Annotated in this window: 14 protein-coding genes; 10 read left to right on the top strand and 4 right to left on the bottom strand. The window is 44.0% G+C overall.

All coding sequences use genetic code 11. The features are described from left to right. Positions 1-56: 56 nt before the first annotated feature. Complete coding sequence (locus J5X92_RS11990) at positions 57-800, bottom strand: PRC-barrel domain-containing protein (RefSeq protein ID WP_208805831.1); 744 nt, start codon at positions 798-800, stop codon at positions 57-59. A gap of 269 nt (positions 801-1,069) precedes the next feature. Further along, positions 1,070-1,429 (bottom strand): DUF413 domain-containing protein, encoded by a 360-nt coding sequence (locus tag J5X92_RS11985; RefSeq protein ID WP_208805830.1) that lies wholly within the window; start codon positions 1,427-1,429, stop codon positions 1,070-1,072. Between the two features lie 388 nt (positions 1,430-1,817). On the opposite strand from J5X92_RS11985, the gene J5X92_RS11980 reads away from it, so the two are divergent. The 4 genes from J5X92_RS11980 to J5X92_RS11965 all read left to right on the top strand — a co-directional run bounded on the left by J5X92_RS11980 (position 1,818) and on the right by J5X92_RS11965 (position 3,613). After that, on the top strand, positions 1,818-1,985 hold the full coding sequence (locus tag J5X92_RS11980) for a hypothetical protein (protein ID WP_172602882.1): 168 nt from the start codon (positions 1,818-1,820) through the stop codon (positions 1,983-1,985). Positions 1,986-2,113: 128 nt separating this feature from the next. Then, on the top strand, positions 2,114-2,953 hold the full coding sequence (locus tag J5X92_RS11975; RefSeq protein WP_208805829.1) for a LysR family transcriptional regulator: 840 nt from the start codon (positions 2,114-2,116) through the stop codon (positions 2,951-2,953). Between the two features lie 13 nt (positions 2,954-2,966). Beyond that, positions 2,967-3,317, top strand: coding sequence for a DUF2750 domain-containing protein (locus J5X92_RS11970; RefSeq protein ID WP_057791259.1), 351 nt, complete (start codon positions 2,967-2,969; stop codon positions 3,315-3,317). A gap of 65 nt (positions 3,318-3,382) precedes the next feature. Continuing rightward, positions 3,383-3,613 carry a DUF2789 domain-containing protein gene (locus J5X92_RS11965; protein ID WP_013783682.1) on the top strand — a complete coding sequence of 77 codons (231 nt, stop codon included), beginning with the start codon at positions 3,383-3,385 and terminating at the stop codon, positions 3,611-3,613. Here the strand turns inward: J5X92_RS11965 and J5X92_RS11960 are convergent. Next, positions 3,610-4,257, bottom strand: coding sequence for a DUF480 domain-containing protein (locus J5X92_RS11960; protein ID WP_208805828.1), 648 nt, complete (start codon positions 4,255-4,257; stop codon positions 3,610-3,612). The genes J5X92_RS11965 and J5X92_RS11960 overlap by 4 nt on opposite strands. A 103-nt stretch (positions 4,258-4,360) precedes the next feature. Here J5X92_RS11960 and J5X92_RS11955 point away from each other — a divergent pair, with 103 nt between their 5' ends. The 3 genes from J5X92_RS11955 (at position 4,361) to J5X92_RS11945 (ending at position 11,971) form a co-directional block, all read left to right on the top strand. Continuing rightward, a complete protein-coding gene (locus J5X92_RS11955) occupies positions 4,361-5,731 on the top strand; it encodes a ribonuclease J (protein ID WP_208805827.1) in 1,371 nt (456 codons plus the stop codon). 112 nt (positions 5,732-5,843) lie between these two features. Beyond that, positions 5,844-10,025, top strand: a complete 4,182-nt coding sequence (locus J5X92_RS11950; RefSeq protein ID WP_208805826.1) for an EAL domain-containing protein — start codon at positions 5,844-5,846, stop codon at positions 10,023-10,025. Between the two features lie 266 nt (positions 10,026-10,291). Continuing rightward, entirely contained in the window at positions 10,292-11,971 is a 1,680-nt protein-coding gene (locus J5X92_RS11945; RefSeq protein WP_208805825.1) for an AMP-binding protein, read from the top strand. Positions 11,972-12,078: 107 nt separating this feature from the next. On the opposite strand, the gene J5X92_RS11940 is transcribed toward J5X92_RS11945, so the two are convergent. Continuing rightward, on the bottom strand, positions 12,079-12,732 hold the full coding sequence (locus J5X92_RS11940) for a dUTP diphosphatase (RefSeq protein WP_126873391.1): 654 nt from the start codon (positions 12,730-12,732) through the stop codon (positions 12,079-12,081). A 592-nt stretch (positions 12,733-13,324) separates the two neighbouring features. Between J5X92_RS11940 and recC the strand changes: the two genes are divergently transcribed. Genes recC through recD form a run of 3 tightly spaced genes read left to right on the top strand, consistent with a single transcriptional unit; the run spans position 13,325 to position 23,267 of the window. Further along, positions 13,325-16,933 (top strand): exodeoxyribonuclease V subunit gamma, encoded by a 3,609-nt coding sequence (gene recC, locus J5X92_RS11935; protein ID WP_208805824.1) that lies wholly within the window; start codon positions 13,325-13,327, stop codon positions 16,931-16,933. After that, positions 16,930-21,087 (top strand): exodeoxyribonuclease V subunit beta, encoded by a 4,158-nt coding sequence (gene recB / locus J5X92_RS11930; protein WP_208805823.1) that lies wholly within the window; start codon positions 16,930-16,932, stop codon positions 21,085-21,087. Before recC ends, recB begins: the two co-directional genes overlap by 4 nt. Further along, the gene (gene recD / locus J5X92_RS11925) at positions 21,084-23,267 is read left to right on the top strand and encodes an exodeoxyribonuclease V subunit alpha (protein ID WP_208805822.1); all 2,184 of its coding nucleotides are present in this window, start codon (positions 21,084-21,086) and stop codon (positions 23,265-23,267) included. Before recB ends, recD begins: the two co-directional genes overlap by 4 nt. Positions 23,268-23,338 lie beyond the last annotated feature (71 nt).

The following is a 23,338-nucleotide window of genomic DNA, read 5'->3' as shown; positions in this document are numbered from 1 at the left end:
AATCTAAGTTATTTAAAGGTAGTTAACCGCTAACGCTCGACAGGCACTCTACCTCGCTAGACAAGTTTCGCGTTCGCTATTAAAGCCTCTATGTATGCAGCGTCGCCTAGTTTATCAAGGTCAACCTCCGGTCTAGCCATCAATCCCTCATGGGTTAGGTCGACAGAGACATTATGGGAAGACCAATCAATACTCTTGATGTCTGATGGCAGTACCGCGAGCTTTTTACCACCCGGTAGCCAATTGTTTGTATCTACCACTAGCATTTGAATTTGCCAGCTTTCAATATCAAACACAAAATCGCTAATGTGCCCAACGTTATCTTCTTGGGTTGCCACTTCGTAGCCACTGACCTCGCCGCAAGCTCTTAAGTGATTTTCAGGTTTATTGTCTAACTCTTCTTTACCCATAGCGGCTAACTCAGGATCCGCTAGCTGATTAGGGTGAGCGAAATCGCCCCACGCACCAGGACCAATCCAGTAATAGCCATAGCCAAAGTAACGAAATAGTGTTTCTTCGAATTCTCTTGAAACCGGTTTGTGTTCATCAATAGATGGGCTATTTTTAAGCGTGTCTGAGGTCATGGAAACATCAACGGTTTCTTCTTCCTGATCCAATCGGGTGACTGAAATAGGTGATATCACCACTTTCCTGCTAAGTGGAAGCCATGTATTCGTATCGGCAACTACATATCTAATGACAAAATCTTTATCGTCAAAAAGTATATCTCGTACGCCGCCTATGTCCTTATCGGTAGCATGAATTGAAAAATGTTTAATTTGTTTATATGACACCATCATCGCTGCGCCTCCTTTGCCTTCAGGCTTGGGTAATTCATTAGATATTGTTCTACTATTTCTCAACAGCGTGGTTTGCGTAAAATAGCAATTTCACAAAGCTAAGTTATTAATATAGAACCATCTGTTAGAACATTACAAATATGCAAAGATTTGTTCGGACGCAATCAAGATATGGATCAACAAAGCGGTGAAAAGCGAGGGAAAAATCACAAGTAAAAGCAACCAGCACGATTTCCATCGAGCTGGTTATACATAAATTGAACGCCAAATTACGCTACGTCAAATGCTTCGTCACTGTAATCTTCATCGTAGTCTGACTGATTACTCGCAGCGGTGCTATGCAACGTGTAGAAGTGCTTCTTGCCTCGAGATAAGCGTACATACTTGGCCCAGGTGCGCTCAATAGTATTGTCAGCATCCACTTTACCACTAACAAAATCTATAAAATGACGCTCATCATCCGTCTCTGGTGTTAATTCTCCGCATTCCAGTGCCAGCAGGGTTTTTCCATAACCGGTTAGTATATCTGCCTCACCAATACTGAAATCGCCAGATTTTCGAAAGCCATAAGGAAATTTTTGTCTATCTATAAAAGGTTTTTGAGAAACGCGAATTGATAAATTTTTCATGGTTGTACCCAGCATTGAGTTGTCTTCAAGCGAACTTTTAAGACAAAAGAATCAGAACATAAAACAAAACATTTTTTCCTTATCAATAAAAAATTTTGTTGGAAAATGCAAAGTGTAAATATGTACTAATTTACGGGGTGTAAAAAGTGTATTTTTCCAAAGATATTTTCTTCTATTTTCATCTAAGGTCATGAATAAGATGTAATTTTTTTATTTTTTGGATTCGGCAGTGAAAAGGTGGCTGGACGTGGGGGAATTGAAGGGATGAAGCGAAATACGTGAATGAAACCCACTATAAAAAATTATTGTCGCAACGATGATAAAAATTCGTTTTCTATTTTTGGTGCCAAGACAATAATGACGACGTGGCAATAACCTAGAGATAGACATGAGTAAAGACTATCGTTACCAAAGTGAAGAATTGGACTCGGTAGAAGAGGAAGACTTTCACACCAAGAAGGTGGGCACAAAGCGCCACCAAAGCGTAAAAAACAAACAAAATCGTGACTTACAACGTCGAGAGAAACAGCGCCGTTTAATGCACGAAGGTAGTTAATACGCTTCTTAGTTGAAAATAAATACAACGCACTGCTTTTATAGCAGTGCGTTGCTGTGCTTTTGTGTTTACATGCCGTATCATCTGTGACAATTTACAATCACTTATTTATCGGTTTTGTAAGAAGCATGGATATACGCTTTCTCACCACATTTATTGAAGTTGCAAAAACCCGACATTTTGGCAAAGCAGCTGAAAATCTCTATTTAACGCAATCTGCGGTAAGTGCGCGGATCAAGTTGTTAGAAGAATACTTTCATACCACGCTTTTCATACGCCAGCGCAACAGTATTCAGCTAACCCAATCTGGTGAAAAGCTGTTGCCGTATGCGCGTCAGCTATGCAGCACGTTAAATGAAGCCAAGCAAGAACTGCAAATTCAATCTTCTGAATACGTAGTGTGCGGGGCAACGCAATTAGCCAGTGAATTAATGTTGCCAACCACCTTAAGTCACCTTCACAATACCTTTCCCGACTGGTCTGTTAAAGCAGAAGTACTCTCACTTGATGGGCTGTCTCGTCAATTACACGAACGGGTAACCGATTTGGCGTTTTCAACCGAGCCGCTCAAGTCAGAAGAAGTTAAAAGTGAAGTGTTATTAGAAAACCAATTAGGGTTATACCGAATTGGTGAAGGTAGTAATGTGGTAGACGCGGCAGAGTTTGTCGCTATTGATTGGGGTAGCAAAGCCAGAGATTTGTTACTGACGTTATACCCTCAGCTTCGTGATGCTAAACTGCGTACGAACTCACTCAATTTAGCCCTTAATAACCTACAATATGAAGGTGGTGTTGCTGTACTCCCTGAAGGAGCGGTAAATCAACTTGATCCAACTATCGCAATTTCACTATTACAGCCTTTAGAAGGTATCACCATGAAAGTTTACCTTCACACCATGAAACAAGTTAGGCGTGTAGGGCTTGAAGCCTTAATTACAAGTGTATCGGCCATACACCCAGCCAAATAGCAAAGAGAAAATTATGACGACTCAACACCCATTATTACAAATGAACGCGTTCGAACGCTTAGAAGCCAGCGTTGAACTAATTAAAACTTCGGGCAAACTTTTCATTCTTAAAGATGAACATGGTTGCGTGATGTTAACGACAGACGATGAAGATGGCATTCCTGTATGGCCAGAATCATCTCTTGCTTTGCTGTGGGCAACTGAAGATTGGTCAGACTGTGAAGCGATGGAAATCTCAACTAAAGACTTTCTTACCAAATGGGTGGGCGGCATGACACAAGACAATCTTACGGTTATGGTTTGTCCGGTACCAGGAGAAGAAGGCGAAGTGATGGAACCAGAGGAATTTGCACAGCAAATTTAATGATCCCATCATTTGCTTCTAGCGTTTCAATATTAACGGATTATCATGATTGAAGAGGAGCTACCATGTTTACTGAACAACCGACTATGAGCAGTTTGTTTGAACAGTTAGGGCTAGCTAGTAGCGACGAAGCGATAGAAAGTTTTATTGAAACGCACAAAGGCTTAAATAAGAGCCAACATATTTTCGAAGCACCGTTTTGGTCTGAAAGCCAAGCGGATTTCTTGAAAACGGCTATCGAAGACGACGCTGATTGGGCTGAAATTATTGACCAACTCAACGTACGTTTGCACTAGTCGCCTGATGCTAAATCATTAATTCTCGATTCTAAATCGGCAAGGGTGGCTTTTACTTGAAGTAGAGCCGCCTTCAGTGTTTCAACGGTATCGGTATTGTCGTCTGTGCTTTCACTGGCACTGCTGTTCTCACCTAGCTGACAAAATGTGTGGTTATAGCGTATCTCTCTTTTACCAGACTCTCTTGGTAGTGAGTAAATAAGAGCATCCGGCTGGTAAGCAAGTAAGCTGCTGATGGTTGCCTCTACGTCACTGATGTCAGCAAATTGCGCTAATCGCTGGCACCGCCCTCGCAATTCGCCAGGGGTTTGCGGCCCTCGAAGTAAAAGCTCGGTGATAATGGCTTGCTGATGGTCGCTAAGTTTTATGTCACCGAATTCAGTATTACAAAAACGGTGGGAATATTTGTCTACTCGGCTACCATAGCCAGATGAAGCTTGAACAATTCGTTTACCTTTCAATCCATCAAGTATTTTAATGACTTCGTCTTCAGTTAACTGGGTGACGGGCAATCGGTTACTTTTTTGGTTACATCCATTGGTGAGTGCATTAAGGGACAAAGGGTATTGTTCAGGCGTAGTCACTGACTTTTCAAGTAATACACCAATAACACGTGCTTCCATTTCAGATAACGTCGTGGTCATGACAAATATTCGGTCTTTAAGTATTTACGTATGAAAGTATAGTAACAACTCTCATGGAAGTTTTATATTCTAACCTGAAAGCAGTTAAAGGAGTGGTTAAGGTTTGATAACGCCGAAAAAAGAGGAACTTTGGTTTTTACCCTTAGGGGGAACTGGGGAAATAGGCATGAACCTGAACCTGTATGGGCATGACGGCAAGTGGTTAATGGTAGATTGCGGGGTATCATTCGACGAACCGCTTATTCCGCCTTACCGCTATTCTGGCACAAACAAGCAAACCCATCATAGGGTAGTTGCACCAGATCCCACCTTCATTGCAGCACAAAAAGAAAATATTGCCGGTATTGTTATCACTCATGCGCATGAAGATCACGTGGGCGCATTGCCCTATCTGTGGGCGCGTTTTCAGTGCCCCATTTATACCACCTCTTTTACTGCCGAAGTGTTGCGCCGCAAACTTGCACAAACAAAATTGATCAATAAAGTACCTATAGTAGAGATAGCTTCTGAGCAAACGCTGACACTAGGGCCCTTTGATGTTAGTTGGTTATCGGTAACCCATTCGTTGCCCGAACCATATGCGTTAAAAATAGCCACATCGGCGGGCACGGTTTTACATACTGCCGACTGGAAAATTGACGCCCAGCCAATTACCGGTAAGCCTTTTGATAGTAATACCTATCGCGCCCTAGGGGAGGAGAATATTCTTGCCATGGTGGGAGATTCTACCAATGCAACGAAACCGGGTTTCTCAATATCTGAACGCAATTGCTACGACGGTCTGTTGAGTACAATTAAACCTCTGCAGGGCAGGGTAGTCGTTACGTGTTTTGGGAGTAATATCGCGCGGCTAATTACCCTTGCTAGGGTTGCCCAAAAAACAGGGCGTTACATCGCACTGTACGGTCGTTCCCTCATCAATATGTACAGCATTGCCCGCCAGCAAGACATTTGGCCTGCAGACTTGCCAGTGGCAGATGCGTTTCACTTAGGGTACTTACCACCAAATGAAGTGCTTGCTGTGGCAACGGGTAGTCAGGGCGAGAAAAATACAGCACTTTCTCGAATGGCTAACGACAACCACCCCCATTTACAGTTAGATAAAGGCGATACCGTCATTTATTCTGCTATTGCTATACCAGGTAATGAAGACAGTATTAAGCGAGTAAACAGTGTGCTTAGTGCTAGAGGTGTTAAAGTAATAATGAGCGAAGACAGCCAACTGCCCATTCATGCAAGCGGTCACCCGTGCGCCGAAGAGCTTAAACTCATGTATCACTGGGTAAAACCTCAAATTGCTATTCCTGTACACGGTGAAGAGGTTCACTTAAAAGCCCACGCGATGATAGCTAAAGAATGTGGGGTGAAAAAACACTACGTGGGGCAAAACGGTGATTTGTATCGCCTAGCACCTCAACCAAGTATTCGACGGCAAGTTATTAATACTGGGCGAGTTCCTGTTCAACAAGACTAATAAAGTTAAACGGAAGCGAGTCTCAGTAACTTAATGGTACTGGCTGCAATTTAGTCAAACATTCTGATACACTATAACAAACAATAATAACGATTCATTCATACGAGTTTTCATGCGCTGGTACCTAATCTCAGTTTTATTTGCTGTTTGTTTCGTTAGCATTGTTAGCTACGCTGAGTCTCCCCGTCTTTCAAATCCCGTATTTCAATCGCTGTCTACTAAAAATGGGCTTCCACAAGACGTTGTGAACGATATCGCGATAGATGCAGATGGCTTTGTATGGATAGCCACTGATGGCGGCGTAGCACGTTGGGATGGCGTTAGAACAAAAATCATAAAAGGCCCGAACGATCTTTTCGTTAATGCATCTATAAACAAAATTAGTTTAGAAACTGACAAAGCATTATGGATAAGCACGTACGCGTCGGGTGTTTTCCGCCTTGATTTCAACACCCAAGCCATCACCAAACAAGTGGCGTTGCCTTTTTCAACCCAAGAAGATTGGTTTCAGGATGTGAGTCAGTTTTTTTGGCAAAATGAAACCACCTTATTCGTTGCCATGCCTGAGCAGGTCGTTCGTTTTGACACTAACACTATGTCTTACGAGACGATTTTTACACTTAGTGACGAACTGATTGCTCAGCAACATTTCATCCGAGACATTATCGTCGTGGACAATTGGCTGTTACTGGCTACCAGTGATGGATTGGATGCCTTCGATTTATCCAGTGCTAATTCAGAATCCGTTTCCGTTAATTACCTAAATGGCGTTGAGCCCGATGTGGATAATCTAAACACCAAATTTCTGATGCACGACGCACAGGGTAGAATTTGGCTAGGTACGGTTAATGGGTTATTTCAGACGACGAAAGGTGAGTTGTTGTCGCATATTGTTAGCGGTAAGCCCTCGGGATTCCAGCGAGTAGTGAGAAGCCGCAACATTTGGACGATGGAACAACGTGGCGATAATGCATTTTGGTTTGGCACCAACGAAGGTCTTTTCGAATTACAACTAAGCCAAAACAAGTGGGTGAGTGAACACATCCTTGAGCCACATAACGGCAGAACAGAGCTTTCTAACAAGCGCATTGTTGATATTGAAACCGATTATGCGGGGAACTTATGGTTAAGTTCGGTTTACGCGGGAGCACTATATTTTGGTGTGAAAAGCGCCGAAATTTATGCGATTCAAAACAACCGAAATGACAAAAGTACCACGCTAAGCGACAGTGTGGTTTGGTCTTTAGCGCAAACCGAAAAGGACGTCTTGTGGATTGGTACCGAGAATGGACTGAATCGATTTAACCTAAATACGCGCACATCAGAACAGTTCATTACCTCTGACAGTGAATTTGTGGCCGACAGAGAGTGGCTAATCGAAAAGTTAGTTCCCACAGGCGATGGCAGGTTGTTTGTGCAAACTTACATGGGAATTCGGTTGTTCGACCCCAGTACAGGGAAGTTATCCATACCACGATTGCAATCATCTTTTGATAGCGATGTGTTCAATGCATGGAACTCGAGTATCACCATCGGTGCTGACGGCGACTTATATTTTGTAGGTAATCATTACTACCGCTACAACTTAGACGCGCAAAAGTTAGATATTATCGATTTGGACGAGGATATCTTCGATATCAATTTTTCCATTGGTTTCTTAGGTGCCTCTCCTTATCACGATAACCGTCTGTTTCTCGCCATGGTTGGCGGTTTATGGCTGGTCGACCCAGTTACTTTAGAGCATGAGTTGGTATATCGCTTTTCAGAAAAACAACGAGCGAATGAACGGTCGATAACGTCGTGGGTTATCGATAATACAGGTGTGCTATGGCTAGCCTTTAGCGGGTATGGGTTATTCGGTGTAGATGCTGATACCTTTGAACCGCTTTACAATTTAAACGAGAGTAATTTGTTGCTCTCCAATATCGTTTACGGTCTACAAAAAGACAGTAATGGGGACATTTGGTTTAGTTCGCATTCTGGGTTGCATCGGTACTCACCAGCCTCAGCCCAAGTGCAAAACTTTATTTATGGCCGCGAATTATCAGTGTCAGAATTTAATCAAGGGGCATCACTTGAGCTCATAGATGGGCGACTCGCCTACGGTTCCACTTCCGGCGTCGTGGTGTTTTCACCCGCTTTGCTGAAACAGATAGGTAATAACTCCAATCTAATTTCAAGACAAACTGCCATTACTGACGTTAGCGTAGATTCCCGGGAACTACCGCTTCCACTGGGTAATCTGAACGGACAGAATATCAGTTTGGATTATCAAGACTACGGAATGACCATCCACTTTTCATCCTTGTCGATGAATGGAGTGGGTAAAGCAAAGTATCACTACACCTTATCACGCTACAATCAAGTTATCAGCGAGGGCGTGTCAGAAGACGATAAAATTACCCTAACTAACTTGGAGCCAGGTCGTTATCACTTTACAGTGGGACCACTTGCTAGCAGTGTAGAATATAACGTTTTACCCGCCACTTTGACGTTTGATATGCCTTATGTACCATGGCGTTCGCCTTTTGCCTATGCAGCGTATTTCACCTTAATACTGCTGATGATTATTGCGTACGTGGTTTCACGCCAGCGTCATCTATTTCGACTTCAAAAAGCGCAACAGCGAGCGTTACTTTTTAGCGATGCGTTTCGACAAACCCGCGACTGGGTACTTATTTTTGATAAAAATAAAGTGCCTGTAGCTGCAAACCCTGCATTTGAAAACGTATTTAATTTCAACAGTAAAGAGTCGTTAGCAAAGCAAATAGATAGGCTTTTCACCCGTTATCCTACGTTGGAATGGCAGCTATCTGGCAAGCTCTCTGATCTTAAAGGGGGAGAGTTCTGGAAAGACGAGGCGGTTATTGAAGGCGCTGATACAAAGCAGTACGACGTTCTTATAGACATCAGCGCTGTTAAAGGGAACGAAAAAGACGAGCAAGCTGATCATTATCTACTTGTGGTGTCTGATATTACTGAACAAAAAAATGCAGAACGTAAGCTGTTAAAGTTAGCTAATTACGACAGCCTAACCGGCTTAGTTAACCGCAGCTTACTGTTGGACAGGCTAGAACATGCTATTGCTGGTGCGCGTCAAAAAAGTGCCCATGTAGCAGTGTTATTTGTCGATTTAGACCGCTTTAAAGGTATTAACGACTCACTCGGTCATGATTATGGCGATAAGCTACTTAAAGTCGTGGCGAATAGAATGCGCAATTTAGTATCTGATGCAGGTACTGTGGCGCGGTTGGGCGGCGATGAGTTTGTAATCGTCATTGAAGACATGGAAACCACGGATGGGCTAACCTCCTTTGTGGCACAATTAATCGAGTCGGTTGAAACACCTATCTCGCTGGCTAACGAGGTGCTACGAGTGTCATGCAGTGTGGGTATTGCCTTTTACCCCGACGATGCCATAGAGCCCGCCGAACTTATTAAGCAAGCTGATGTGGCCATGTATTCTGCAAAGAAAGACACGCTAAGTGGCTTCACATATTTCACAAAAGACATGAACGACAGGGCTAAACAAAGGCTCATCACAGAGAATTTGATAAAACGGGCTTACTCTGAAGACAGTTTTTTCAATCATTACCAGCCAATCATTAATACCCATGAAAAAAACACGATAGGGGTTGAACTGTTACTGCGTGGTGAGCTCGATGGTAACCCCATTTACCCTGACGTCTTTATTCCTGTTCTAGAAGAGCTAAGGTATATCATTGAAGTCACTCGAGCGGCGATGCGTAGGGCTGCCGAAGACCTTGCTACTTGGTATGAAGACGGCTTCACAGGGTTCGTTTCAATCAATTTATCTGCCCTTCATTTTAAAACCGAATTTGATTTAGAAAGTGTTTTTTCGTTACTAAAAGAATTCAATCTGCCAAAAGAAGCGTTTCGTTTTGAAATTACAGAAGGTGTGTTGATGGATGATAGTGACAATGCGCTGCGTCAAATTGAACGCTTTGTTGATGCAGGTTTTATTCTAGCGTTAGATGATTTTGGCACTGGCTACTCGTCGCTAAGTTATCTTAAACGTTACCCACTATCGGTACTTAAAATTGATAAAAGCTTCGTTGACGATATGGCGCCAAGCAATGCGAATGATGCTTTGGTAACCACCACTATAACCCTTGCTAGTAGCTTAAATATGCTGAGTGTTGCGGAGGGCGTAGAAACTCAAGAGCAGGCGTTAAGTTTGTCTGAGAAAGGATGTGTTTTACACCAAGGCTACTTTTACGCTAAACCTATGCCTAGCAGCGAACTATTCCCCTACTTGAATAAAAAATGGTGAGTGCATTTTGCTGATTAAGTGCATTGTTAACTTTTAAAGTGATGATGTGATGCGTGTTTGCTTAAAATTAACGCGTATTAGATCATCATAGAAGTTAAGTCTAAACTATAAGAAATCTAAATTTCAGGCGCTATGCCACGTCATTCATCGCATGAAATGTAAACGTCCGTTTAAAAAGCTTGTTATTCATCTGAAAATAAGGCTTATTAGAGATCTGTGAAATGATTGTAAAAATAAGCTACATTATAACAACATATGAGTGACCTATGCCGCTAGACATGACAGCAAATGCAAACAGCACTGAAGTGATTAAATCGCCATTAAGTATGTTGTACCACTGGGAACAAACCAGTGGGGACGACGTTTTCCTTACTCAGCCTGTTAATGGTGAATATCAAAATTATACGTGGAAGCAGGTGGGGAACCTAGCTCGCCGCGTGGCAAAACGCCTTGAAGAAATGGCATTGCCTGCGGGTAGCCGAATCGGTATTTTCTCGAAAAATTGTGCCGAATGGTTCATTACCGATCTAGGTATAATGATGGCAGGGCACGTCTCCGTGCCAATTTTCTCTACTGCTGGCCCTGATACCGTACAATACGTTCTCAAGCACGCCGACGTTCAATTATTATTCGTAGGCAAATTAGATAATACTGCAGAGCAAGTAGCGTCTATTCCAGCTGAATATAATACCGTCGCCTTTCCTTATCCGAATATCGCTACTAAGCAGCAATGGAAAGAGTTCATCGATTGTTCGCCAATAGATGACTCGCCTGTTCAAGATATGAACAGCATCATGACCATTATTTATACGTCAGGCAGTACGGGTCAGCCGAAAGGGGTAGTACATAGTTATTACACTATTTGTTGGGCTGCACAGCAATCGTTAGAGCAACTTAACGTCAACCGTGACGATAGGCTTCTAAGCTACCTTCCTCTTGCTCACATCACCGAACGAGTACTGGTTGAATTGGCAAGCTATTACAGTGGTGGCAAAATTCACTTTGTTGAAACGTTATCGTCGTTCCAACGTGATGTACTTCACTGCGAACCTACCTTATTTATTTCTGTTCCTCGTCTTTGGACTAAGTTCCAGATGGGCGTATTGGCTAAAATGCCACAGAAAAAACTCGATACCTTACTGAAAATTCCTATTATCAATAAGCTGGTAGCGAAGAAAGTACGTAAAGGAATTGGTATCGACAGCGCGCGATTATGGGCCAGTGGTTCAGCACCATTAGCGCCTGCCGTTATTGAATGGTTCGCTAAAATTGGTGTGTATATCTCAGAAGGTTGGGGTATGACAGAAAACAGTGCCTACGGTACTAGCAGCGTGCCTTTCCGCCACGACAAAATTGGTTGTATCGGTAAAGCGTATCAGGGCGTTGATGTTCGCATTTCAGAAGAAGGTGAGATTCAGGTTAAAGCGCCTTGTAATTTGCTGGAATACTACTTAGAGCCAGATAAAACGGCAGAAGTTTTTACTGAAGATAAGTACCTTCGTACGGGCGATAAAGGTGTTATTGATGCAGACGGTTACGTTAAGATTACCGGCCGATTGAAAGATATTTTCAAAACAGCCAAGGGTAAATATGTAGCGCCAGCACCTATTGAAGCCAAATTCATGGAAAACCCTATCGTAGAACAGGTTTGTGTAACGGGGAATAACCTTCCTCAGCCTGTCGCTTTATTAGTACTAAGTGAAGATGCACAAAAGCATGATAAATCCAGTGTTGAAGCTAGTCTTAAAAAGACCTTCGAACACATCAATGCGAAACTAGAGAGCCATCAGGTTATGGATCGTGTAGTTATCATGAAAAATGAGTGGAGCATTGAGAACGACTTACTTACCCCTACACTCAAGGTAAAACGTCATGTGCTTGAAGAGCGCTTTGATATTGTTATTCAAGCTGAATACAAAGAAAAATTAGTGTGGGTAGATGCTTAACTTATCAGTTTAGCAGCATCAAAAATAACAAAGCCGAGCACATGACTATGCTCGGCTTTTTTGTAGGTGCTGTTAGGTAAAGCGCAACTAGCACTAAGTCATTTAGGTTACGCAGTGTATCTTGCTTGAAGCCCTTTATACACGTTGTCACTGAAACTGGCGTCAGACAGGTTCAAGTCATTCATGACTTCCACCAAATGTTCGTTATCTTCGCGGCCTTGCCACTCTTTTTTGTATGTGCCTTCTTTATAACCGTTATCTTGACGGAAAAAGTTTAAAACGTTTTTGCCCACGTACTGGCGATAAAGTTCATCGGCATGCATATCGCACTGCTCAACAATTTCCATGAAAAGGGGCACACTAAAACGTTTAGCGGCACAAAGCCCTGTCATCAATTCTAAATTGTCTAGCAGCGACTGTTGTTTGGGGTGGTAGTCTTTGCCGTCGAAAGTAACGGTAACATCACCTAACGCCAATTGCGCGGCAATGCTTTCAGCAGCAGTACTGACTTCACCTTCAGAATCAATGATGCATGCAGATAGAGCGAAGTGCCAAATATCAACCAATTCCATTTGCAGTTGTGGCAAGTCTTTTTGCTGTGCTTTCCACCATTTCCAGCCGTGGTGCTCAATAGCTTCAACGGATTCCACCATGGCTGCTCGTAAGTAACCGTAGCCTGCGTTAATCCAATCGGGATTAACTTTTGTGTTCATTTTATCTTGCAGCGCAAGCATGGTGGCAAGTTGTTGTTGTGTAAGCATTATTATTCCTAAAGCTAAGTCTCTATCAAATCAAGCATTTGGTTGCGTTATGCTTAATTTCTAATTGAGGAAATTGTACTGCAATGCGAAGAGTCAGTGAATGTTTATTGATGACTTATTTAGCTTAAATCCATTGCTGGTTCAGGGGGGCAGTCGCTCGTGTAGTGCCTGATAGAAGCTTAATTCATGGTGCATAAATGGTGCATCTGCACCATTAGTAACCTAAGGAAAGACTTATATAAATTATAGGTTTGATTAACTTGTTGTTTTAATTAGGAATAAAAGTTGGCACTTAACCTGCAAAATCAATTTTGTTAACTGTGTTATGCAGTAGCGCTAACGTGAATGAGCGCCAGGCAACGTTTATTCACGTTGCTACTGGGTAACCCGTAAACCTTACCCATACAGGTTTTTCGTGTCCTGAGGCCTGTATGGGTTTTTTTCTTTTTTTTGTCTGTCCTTATTAGCCATCTACTAAACACCATCCCGTAATAATATCGCTTAAATCTGTTTAATTTCAGCTTACCTATTCATTGAATTACGATACACTCATTATCATAACGCCCGCTGAATACGACAAAGGATTTTCCGATTGCTCGCGCTTTATCCATCGAACAAACTTGAACACCTCAGCTTCCTTCTTACTACGCTAATCAAGCATCAACCTAATGGTGTTTTTACCCCTGAAACGATATTAGTTGAAAGCCCTGGTATGCAGCACTGGGTAAGTATGCAACTTGCTAAAGAGCAGGGCGTGGCGATGAATCTTGATTTTCCTTTGCCGGTTCGATTTATGTGGAACACGGCAAGGCTGGTGTTGGGTAAAGATAAAGTGCCTAAGCAGTCGCCTTATCGACGTGAAGTCCTCGTATGGCGCATTGATGCACTTTTACTGGAGGCATCGGGACTAGAGGCATCGGGACTCGAGGGATCAGGACAAGAGACATCTCTGCAATCGATGGCAGCGTTCGAGCAAGTTAATAAGTACTGGTTACAAGCGGGAAGTGAGCAAGAGCAAGGCGTACAACGGTTGCAATTGGCAACGGCGCTGGCCGATGTGTACGAGCAATATTTGTTATATCGTCCAGATTGGTTGTTTGCATGGGAAGAAAACCAACGTAAAACTAATGATGAATCTGAAATTTGGCAAAGTGAAATATGGCGCCATCTAGCCAGGCAAGAACCTTTACATCCTGCACGACTGCACCAACTCACCCTGACTGCGTTAAATAACGGCGATCACCTAAAAAGTGGTGATAACGAATTACCCAAACGTATTGTGGTGTTCGCTATAAACACCATGGCGCCGCAGTTAATTGCCTTTTTTGATGCATTAGCGGCGCACATTGATATTCATATTTTTCATCTGAACCCAAGTGTGAATTATTGGGGCGATGCGAAAAGCGATAGTGAACTCGCAAGGCAGCTGCGCATAGATGGCCTAGAGAAATGGATGCAGCAAGACCAAAGTAACCCGCTATTAGGTAATTTTGGCCAGCAGGGCAGAGAGCTTTTTAATTTGCTCACCGATTTAGAGACGTTTGAAGTTAGTGCCTTCGACGCGCCTATTCCTGCAGATAGTGAAAGGGGTGAAACGTTACTATTGAACCAAATTCACAACGATATATTAGAAGCGTTACCTGCTATGCCTTTCGCAAGCATACAGAGCACAGAACCAGACACCACCGATAACGCTGACGACAGTGTTACCATTATGTGTACGCATTCGGCGCTACGTGAAGTTCAGGTGTTGCACGATCATTTACTGCACTGGTTATCGCAAGACTCATCGAGAACGCCATCCGATGTGCTGGTGATGTGCCCGGCGATAGAAAACTACGCCCCATTTGTTGATACCGTATTTCATAGAGTGGGCACCAAACCGCTAGGGGGCAATGGGCCTGTACGCTTGCCATGTTCTATCGCAGATAGAAGCCCCATGGATGCAGAGCCCCTTATTGCTGCTTACATGACGCTACTTCATTTACCTGACAGCCGTTTTGGCGTATCAGATATCGTGGATTACTTACAACTTGATGCGGTTCAAAAGCGCTTTAGTATTGCACAAGACGATATTGATCAAATGACGGTATGGCTTAAGCAAGCCCATATTCACTGGGGATTAAATGGCAGCCACAAAGCCAATGTATCTGCAGGAGCCACCCATGAAAACACTTACAGCTGGTGGTGGGGAATTAAGCGTTTATTATTAGGTATGTTAGCGCCAGATAGCGAAGGTGTTATTGACAACATGCTGACCATCCCTGACGTAGAAGGTCAGTCGACGGTAACGCTAGGTAAGCTTATCCATGTTATTGAGTTACTAGGGAAGTTTGCCACTGAGCTTAATACCCCGCGAAGTCCGAATGCATGGGGTGCCGATTTATTAGCACTACGTGATACCTGCTTTACGCCAACCAAAGAACAAGAACACAGCTGGGATCTTATTGCTAAAGTTGCCGCTGATTTGTCTGCTCGATGTGAAGAAGCCGATTATACCTACGATTTAAGTTTGCGTCAGGTGCGGGAATTACTGTTAAGTCGATTTTCGTCTCCAGATGCGGGTAACCACTTCATGACGGGGCAAGTCACGGTATGCTCCATGCTACCTATGCGTAGTATCCCGTTCAAAAAAGTGTGCATATTAGGGCTTAACGACAGCGAGTTTCCGCGTAAGTCTACGCCGTTAGGACTCGATTTAATGGCGGGGCCTGATAGAAGAGTGGGCGACCGTTCGCGTCGTTTAGAAGACAGGTATCTTTTTTTAGAAGCGATTATTTCGGCCAGAGAAAGCCTGTATTTAAGCTATCAAGGTAACGATGTAAAAAATAACAGTGAGCGTCAGCCCAGCCTAGTGTTAGGCGAATTTCTCGATATGTTAGACACCGGCTATCAAGTAAACATTGATCATTATTTAAAACATGCCCCATTGCACCCGTTTAGCGAAAGTGCTTTTACCGGCACACTTCCAAGCTATGAAACGGGATGGTTGCGTCTAGCCCAATCACTACGTGACGCCGCTACCAGTGCCCCCAACATTGACACCAGCAAAGAAAGCAGCGAAGAAACTGGGGAACAAGAACATTCACTCGCGCCTTTGGCGGTAGACAGCACGCCTGAAAATACCAGCTTTCAGTGTATGCAGGTGGCTCGAGCGTTTAACGACCCACTAGCGTTCTTTTCTCAGCAGCGATTGGGGGTAAATTTATCCCAATCGGTGACTTTGCTAGACAATAGCGAACCTTTTGAAACCAACGCACTAGTGCGCTACCAAGTACTCGATGCTATGTTTTCTTCCAGTGCTTCATTTGATGATGCTAATGCAGCAACCCTTCAGCACAGCGATAGGGTAGTGCAGTTCGCCGCGCTTCGTGGTGACATTCCCAATAACCCAGTGGCGCAAGAGGAGCTTGAACTGTGGAAGGAAAGCGCGGTAGCTCTTACCCAAGCGATGGGGCCCCATGATGCCGAACCCAAACGGGCGCAATTTGCAGGCAACCACTTTACGTTTACCGCGAGTGCGCTTGAAGGTGGAAACAGCTTGATGCAGCCGTGCGCAGGCAAGGTGAATGACATTAGAGCGTTAGGTTACTTTATGACACAGCTTGTGTTTAGCGCAAGCGATGAAGTAACACCCTATACACAATACCCGCTAGATATCTTTTACTGCGATTGGGTAAAAGGTGAAACCAAGCTAATGAAGCGTAGCTTTCCGTCAGTAGATAAAACCACAGCCTGCCAAATTTTACTAAGTATTGAATCATTGTTTGTTGACGTATTGAGCGCCCCAACGCCCGTATATAGCTCATTAATGAGTGCGGTAGTCAGTGGCACAAAAAAATCCCCCGGAACTCTTCTGGCAAACAAAGTCTCCTTACCCACATTTCTGGCTAGCCTTGGCGGCCACGATATAGAAGATAGAGAAAGTGTAGATATACAAGGCGGCGTTGATACTGAAGACACAGGTGAACCCGGCAAGTCGCTAATACCCGATATACGTGCATTTTTTGCCAGTGATGATGCCGAGCGCATACTCAAAAATTGGCTTCAGTCATCTGGGCAATTTACTGCTGATATCGCGAGTAACCCTTATGTTAAATGGTTATTCCCTGATGGCGTGAGTTGGCATGATATGCCAGCCACACACGCATTTTTGTTGTTTGCTTTGGTGGCTAACATTTCATCACAGGAGCAGTTATGAGCTTGTCTAAAAGTGCTTCGCAATTGCTAAATGTGCCAGCCATGCCCCTAAAAGGAAGGCATTTAATTGAAGCCAGCGCGGGCACGGGTAAAACCTATAACATCACGCGTTTGTACTTACGCTTATTGTTAGAGAAAAAACTTAATGTAAAAGAGATTTTGGTGATGACCTTCACCAAAGCGGCCACCGAAGAAATTAAAGGCCGTGTAGCCAAAACGCTGAGAGAAGCCACCGCGTTTTGGGAGGCCTGTTTAGACGTTGATGGCATTCATACAGCTAGTGCCAGTGCTGGAGATGGCAGTACTGGAGATGGCAGTACTGGAGATGACAGTTCTGGTAATGATAGCGCTAGTAACGACAATGAAGATTTAAAGGAAAACGCTGACCTAGCTGTGCTATTAAACGGTGCCGACCCTGTCTATGCCCACCTCTATAGAGCCTGTTCACCGAAAGACAGTTTGGCCCTGCTAAAAGCTGCGCAATTAGAACTTGATGATGCGTCTGTCTTCACTATTCATGGCTTTTGCCAGCATGTGATTGGGCAATTAGCGTTTAATAGTGGCTTTGCAATGGCGCTGAACTTAAGTAAAGACACTAACGATCTCTATTTGCAAGCGGCGCAAGATTGGATAAGAAAAGTCTCCCAAAATGAAGACGACTTCATGTTGTTGGCGGAACAAGGCTGGCATGTGCCAGACAACCTATTAAATGAATTCTCCTCAAGCGTAAGAAGCGCGCTTACGCCGGTTTTGCTAGATGAAGAAACCATAGAAAAGGCGTTTATCGCTGGCCTGCACGAAAACGAGAGTACTGCGCCTGCACAGTTTACGTTCCATTATAATAATATTGTGGATAACGAAGCGCTTATTCACGATCAACTACTTAAAAAGCCTGATCATAAAGCAGTGCGCACGCCTGAACTTGCTGCGCTCAAATCTTGGCTTGAAAGTGGTGAATATGAGCCGCTACCGGCAGAAGGAGCCTCGTTTCTTGATGGCCGTCGGTTTGGTAGAAATAAGTCAGGGATAAAAGAAATTCTTGCACCCATTAAAGGCTTTGCCGATGCCATATTAGCAGCATGCAAAGACAAGCAAGATAACCTCGATAAAATTCCTGTTTTTACTCTGGTTAACGACGCCATTAGCTTTATTAAAACTAATGTGGCGGCGCAAAAGCAGCAACTTGGGGTTATCGACTTTGACGACCTTATTCGTATGCTCGCCGATGAAGTGGTTAAGCCTGATAATAGCTTGGTACCTGAGCTTAGAAAGAAATTCCCCGTTGCGTTAATTGATGAATTTCAAGATACCGATGCCAAGCAATACGCTATTTTAGATGCGGTCTATCCCAAAGCATCGGTTCACGATAGTGATGTTAACGCTAAAGAAGATACGGGCATCGAAACAGATGCTGGTAATTCGAAAAGCGATAACGCGCTTCTGATGATTGGCGATCCCAAACAAGCGATTTATCGCTTCAGGGGCGGCGACATATTTACTTATTTAAAAGCAGGCCAGCAGGCCGATTACCGGTGGGTAATGAACACCAACTGGCGTTCGGTTGCCGGTATGGTGAAGGCCTATAACCGTCTTTTTTATGGCGCGCCGGTTCCGCAAGCGCCCGACCTACAAGAGCCCGACCTACAAGAGCCCGACCTACAAGAGCCCGACCTACAAGAGTCTGATCTACAAAAGCTAGGCTCACAAGCGCCTAGCCCTAGAGATGTGTTCGGCTTTAATATTCAATACAATCCGGTCGAATTTACACCCAAAGCCGCGGCAGCAACGCATCCACTTAACGATCCTAATGACGAACGTGATGCAATGAATTACGTGAGCTTCAGCTTAGATGAAAAAAGTGATGCGAATACGCTACGCCGTGGTTTAGCACAATGGATAGCGCAAGAGATTTACCGCTTGTTTAATGAGGTGACTTTTGTCGATGAAAAGGATCCCGCTAAACCCGCTAGACCGGTTAAACCTGCCGATATTGCCATACTGGTAAAAAACCGTAATGAAGCTTCTGTCATTAAATATGTATTACAGCAACAAGGCTTAGCCTGCGTTTATTTAAGCGATAGAAGTAATTTATTTGCCACCCCCGAGGCTAAAGATGTGCTGCGCCTGCTTAATGGTGTGTGGCATAACACCGATACCAGTAAGGTTGCCTCAAGTTTAGCTTCACCTTTATGGGGGTACACTCCGCAAACCCTCGTTAATTTGTTATATCACGAAGACGATGCGCTATGGGATGAAGCCTATGACAAGGTTACCTCACTACGTGATATGTGGCTTCAAAAAGGCTGCATGAGCGTACTGCTGCACTTAATGCAAGAGAATTACACACCATATGGTTCAGAAGTAGAGCGCGCGCTTACTAATTACCAACATTTAGCGGAAACCTTAGAAAAAGCGGGGGCAACCCATCAGCGCCCCGAGCAATTACTTGATTGGTTACACAAGCAAATTCATCAGCCTGAAAGTGATGAAGAAATGACGCTAAGACTTGAAAGTGACAGCCAGTTAATACGCTTGGTTACCCAGCACGGGTCTAAGGGCTTAGAGTACCCCATTGTGTTTGTTCCCTTTGCTACGGGTTACCGAGACCCAGCGAAAAGTGGAAAGTCGTACTCGCAAATATTCACCTATTACGATGAACAGAGCCAAGAATTGCAGCTGCAATTAGGACGCACTAATACGGCAATTGAACGGGTACGCAAAGAGGGCGACGCTGAAGAAATGCGATTAGCGTATGTAGCCGTTACCCGAGCGGCTCATCGCTGTTATATGGGTGTATTACCACTAGACGGGCATGAAAAAAGCGCCTTGGCCCACGCCCTTAACATTAATGACGATGAAGGTCGTGATTGGGCAACCATGTTAGACGCGATTGCTCGTGAACCCGACGCTCACGCTACTCACATTAGTGCCGATTCGATGGCGCATGAATACTCAAGCTTTGACGGCACAGAAACGGTTGTCCCTTTAGCTACGCTAACGTTTGCAGGTACAAGCAGCGAAGATTGGCGCTTATTTTCTTTCTCGGCCATTAGCCGCATGACGGTGATGTCAGCAGGGCAAGCAGCAAAAAATGTTAACCAAACAGTACCCAGCATACCCGTTATGCAAACCGTACGAGACGAAGAGATAACACTAGATGATGGTTTTGAGGTTAACTCTGCTGAGGTTGTTTCTCAGAACCAAATACGCTTTACCTTACAAAAAGGGGCGAGCGCCGGTAATTTATTGCATGACTTACTCGAGCTAAACGACTTTTCTGCGCCTGATTGGAATGAAAACGGCGCTGAACTTGCCGTTCGATTTGGTTTAGAAGCATCGCGTACAGACGATTTGTATAACTGGTTAGACGAAGTGCTAGCTACGCCATTGGGTACAAAGCAGGCGCCGAGTCATTTAACCTTATCAGACCTTTCACTACCGCAAACCCTTCGGGAAGCGGAGTTTTATTTTCCCATGAACGAAAGTAAATGGAGCGAACTAAAGCACATATTATTCGAACATAGAAAGTCTGTGGCAAAGCAGCTTGCACTAGATAACAGTGGCGAATCTGCCACAATTTTATCTATATCAGAACCTATTACAGCAGAGCCTGTTCCGTCTTTAATGATGTCGGCCCTTGAAGGCATGATGCACGGTTTTATCGACTTAATATTTACCTATGAAGGTAAGTACTATGTTGCCGATTATAAATCTACGTGGCTAGGCGACAGTGTGTCTCACTATATGCCTCAAGCATTAAACGCTAATAATCAGCACCATCTATATGACTTGCAGTATTTAATCTATTGCTTAGCACTACATAGATACTTAAAGAATGCCATTGTTGACTATACGCCCGAAGCGCATTTTGGAGGCGTGTATTATTTGTATTTGCGAGGCATGCACCCAAGCAATACGAACGGGGAGGGCGTCTTTTTCACGCCCATAGATAGCGCAACGCTACAGGCATTGGATCGCTTATTTTCAGGCTCAGAGATTGCACCAGAGATTGCAGACGAAGGCATAGACGTCATCGACGACAAAGAAGAAGAAAAAGAACCTTCAGGAAAAACGGTTTCTAGCGAAGCGCTTTCAAACAAGCAAGGCTTAAATGCCCCGTCAGCCGATGCAGTGCAAGGGGAGTTGGACTTATGATAAATAGTCACGAGTACTTAGAACAACTTTTCGGCATTGAAGCTATCGATCGTTTTGTGGCACTGGAGTTTGCGCATTGCGAAAGCCTAACCGACGCTGAACAGGTTATTTGGTTACACCTGTTGGTAACGTTGTCATTTATGCAGCGCAGCGGTCATAGTTGCTTGTTACTCACTGAAGTCGCGGGAGCTCGGTTGTTTGTTGAGCCCCTTCTCGAATCAGAAGCCGAATCAGAAGCCGAATCAGAAGCCGAATCAGAAGCCGAATTAGAAGCCAAATTAGAAACTGATTCCGAACAGGAACAAGAACGTGAATTAGAAATCGACCCTGATTCACGACCTTGGATCGAATCTGAGCCTCAATCTGCTCAGGTATTGTATGTACAACCTGAACCTACAACATCAGATTCAGTTACGTCATCTCGTAAATTAGGCTACAAATTTCCTGGCCTTACCGAAATGATCAGTGTAATTAAAAAGGCACTGGGCAGTGAAAAGGATGACAAAAATAACAAGATATCCCCGCTATTTGTGTATCAATCAGGCAAATTGTATAGCCGGCGCTACTATAACTTTGAACAAGAGATAGCCGCCAGTATCGCTAATCGAACTCATATCACAGCGCTAAGTGAAGACGGGCTATCACGGGTTAAAGCCTTGTGGCCAGCCATGTTTCCAACCAACACCATTGATGAGCAAGATTGGCAACAAGTTGCGGTGGCCAAAAGTTTAGTGCAACAATTTAGTGTTATTAACGGTGGCCCTGGCACAGGGAAAACCTACACCGTACTCAGGCTGTTATTAGCGCTTCAAGCGTGTAACCAGAATGAACGCATAGTACTAGCCGCCCCAACAGGTAAAGCGCAGCAGCGCATGACCGAGTCTATTGTGAGTAATTTGGAAACCTTACGGGGTAAGGTGGATGACAAATTATTAAATAGTGTACCTACTGATGCTGTCACATTACATAGGTTGTTAGGTCTACGTGAACACACCATCGCCACACGCTATAATCAGCACAACCCGCTTATGCTTGATGTGCTTATAGTGGATGAAGCGTCCATGGTAGATTTGGCACTCATGGCTAGAATTATTCGCGCTCTACCGCCTCGTGCGCGTTTGTATTTTATTGGTGATGCCGATCAACTGCCTGCTGTAGAGTTGGGGAATGTACTTGAGCAACTTGTGCACGATAGCGACGAAGCAGAGTTTGCCGAAATGGGTATATCTGAAAATAACCTAGGCGCAGTGACTAGCGAACTACGTCAGCACATCGCTACCCTCTGTCCACATCTGCCTTTACTTCCGCTCAACGAAAATGCCAAAACCTGGGTACATACCCTTCAAGCCCCTCAGCGATTTAAAGGGCAGGTAGCTGAAGTTGCCACCGCTATTCAGGCAGGAAAAAGCAAGCAGGCGTTTGATGCTATGCATTCAGATGCTGCCACAGAAAAGCTACTCACAGAAAACGCTTCCAGCCAAAAGCCTAAAAACCTAAGCGACAAAAATCGCTGGCTACAAGATGGTGTATTTATACAACCTGAAAGTAAGTTCACAATCAGCGCGTTAAAAAAGTTAGCACAAGAAAGTTACGAACCTGTGTTTCAAGCGCAAAGCGCGAAAGAAGCCCTTAGTTTGCTCAATCGCGTGCGATGGTTGACCCCGATACGAAAAGGCGACATGGGTGTAGAAGGATTAAATGCATTGGTGTTCGATGCGATTAAACACAATATCAAACGCCGCGAAGGTTTTTTCTACCAAGGCCAGCCCATTATGATTGTGAAAAACAATCATCCACAGCGCTTATCAAATGGTGAGGTGGGTATTATCTGGCCTGATTTTAATGGAAAGCTATTGGCTTGGTTTGAAACTCAAGACGGCAACCTACGTTCAATTTCGTTATCTCGGGTTCCTGCGTTTGAAACGGTATTTGCAATGACAATACATAAATCGCAAGGCTCAGAATTTAAATACGTGGTGTTATTACTGCCTAAACCGGAAAGTGAAAAAGCCGCAGGGTTGTTTCATCGGGGCCTAGTGTACACCGGCCTAACGCGGGCGAAAGAAGGATGTTTGATTATCGCGAACACCACCACATTTAGCGCTATGGTAGAACGGCGAGATAAGCGTTTTTCAGGTTTATCAGAAGCGATTAAGATGTGCGTTTTAGAAGGTGAATAACGTGTTGCCGTCTACCGTTAGCGTTCCTAAAGAAACCGAGAATAAGCTGCTGACAACTCGAAAAAAGTAGC

This window comes from Alteromonas sp. K632G, assembly GCF_017653625.1.
Taxonomy (GTDB): Bacteria; Pseudomonadota; Gammaproteobacteria; order Enterobacterales; family Alteromonadaceae; genus Alteromonas; species Alteromonas naphthalenivorans.
Note: the sequence above shows the minus strand (reverse complement) of the source record. Positions and strands in the feature narration are given on the sequence as shown.

Coding starts and splice junctions, on each gene's coding strand:
- J5X92_RS11950 (WP_208805826.1), top strand. CDS start 5,844: ATGCGCTGGTACCTAATCTCAGTTTTATTTGCTGTTTGTTTCGTTAGC.
- J5X92_RS11940 (WP_126873391.1), bottom strand. CDS start 12,732: ATGCTTACACAACAACAACTTGCCACCATGCTTGCGCTGCAAGATAAA.
- J5X92_RS11970 (WP_057791259.1), top strand. CDS start 2,967: ATGACGACTCAACACCCATTATTACAAATGAACGCGTTCGAACGCTTA.
- J5X92_RS11975 (WP_208805829.1), top strand. CDS start 2,114: ATGGATATACGCTTTCTCACCACATTTATTGAAGTTGCAAAAACCCGA.
- J5X92_RS11985 (WP_208805830.1), bottom strand. CDS start 1,429: ATGAAAAATTTATCAATTCGCGTTTCTCAAAAACCTTTTATAGATAGA.
- J5X92_RS11980 (WP_172602882.1), top strand. CDS start 1,818: ATGAGTAAAGACTATCGTTACCAAAGTGAAGAATTGGACTCGGTAGAA.
- J5X92_RS11965 (WP_013783682.1), top strand. CDS start 3,383: ATGTTTACTGAACAACCGACTATGAGCAGTTTGTTTGAACAGTTAGGG.
- recD (WP_208805822.1), top strand. CDS start 21,084: ATGATAAATAGTCACGAGTACTTAGAACAACTTTTCGGCATTGAAGCT.
- J5X92_RS11960 (WP_208805828.1), bottom strand. CDS start 4,257: ATGACCACGACGTTATCTGAAATGGAAGCACGTGTTATTGGTGTATTA.
- J5X92_RS11945 (WP_208805825.1), top strand. CDS start 10,292: ATGCCGCTAGACATGACAGCAAATGCAAACAGCACTGAAGTGATTAAA.
- recB (WP_208805823.1), top strand. CDS start 16,930: ATGAGCTTGTCTAAAAGTGCTTCGCAATTGCTAAATGTGCCAGCCATG.
- J5X92_RS11990 (WP_208805831.1), bottom strand. CDS start 800: ATGATGGTGTCATATAAACAAATTAAACATTTTTCAATTCATGCTACC.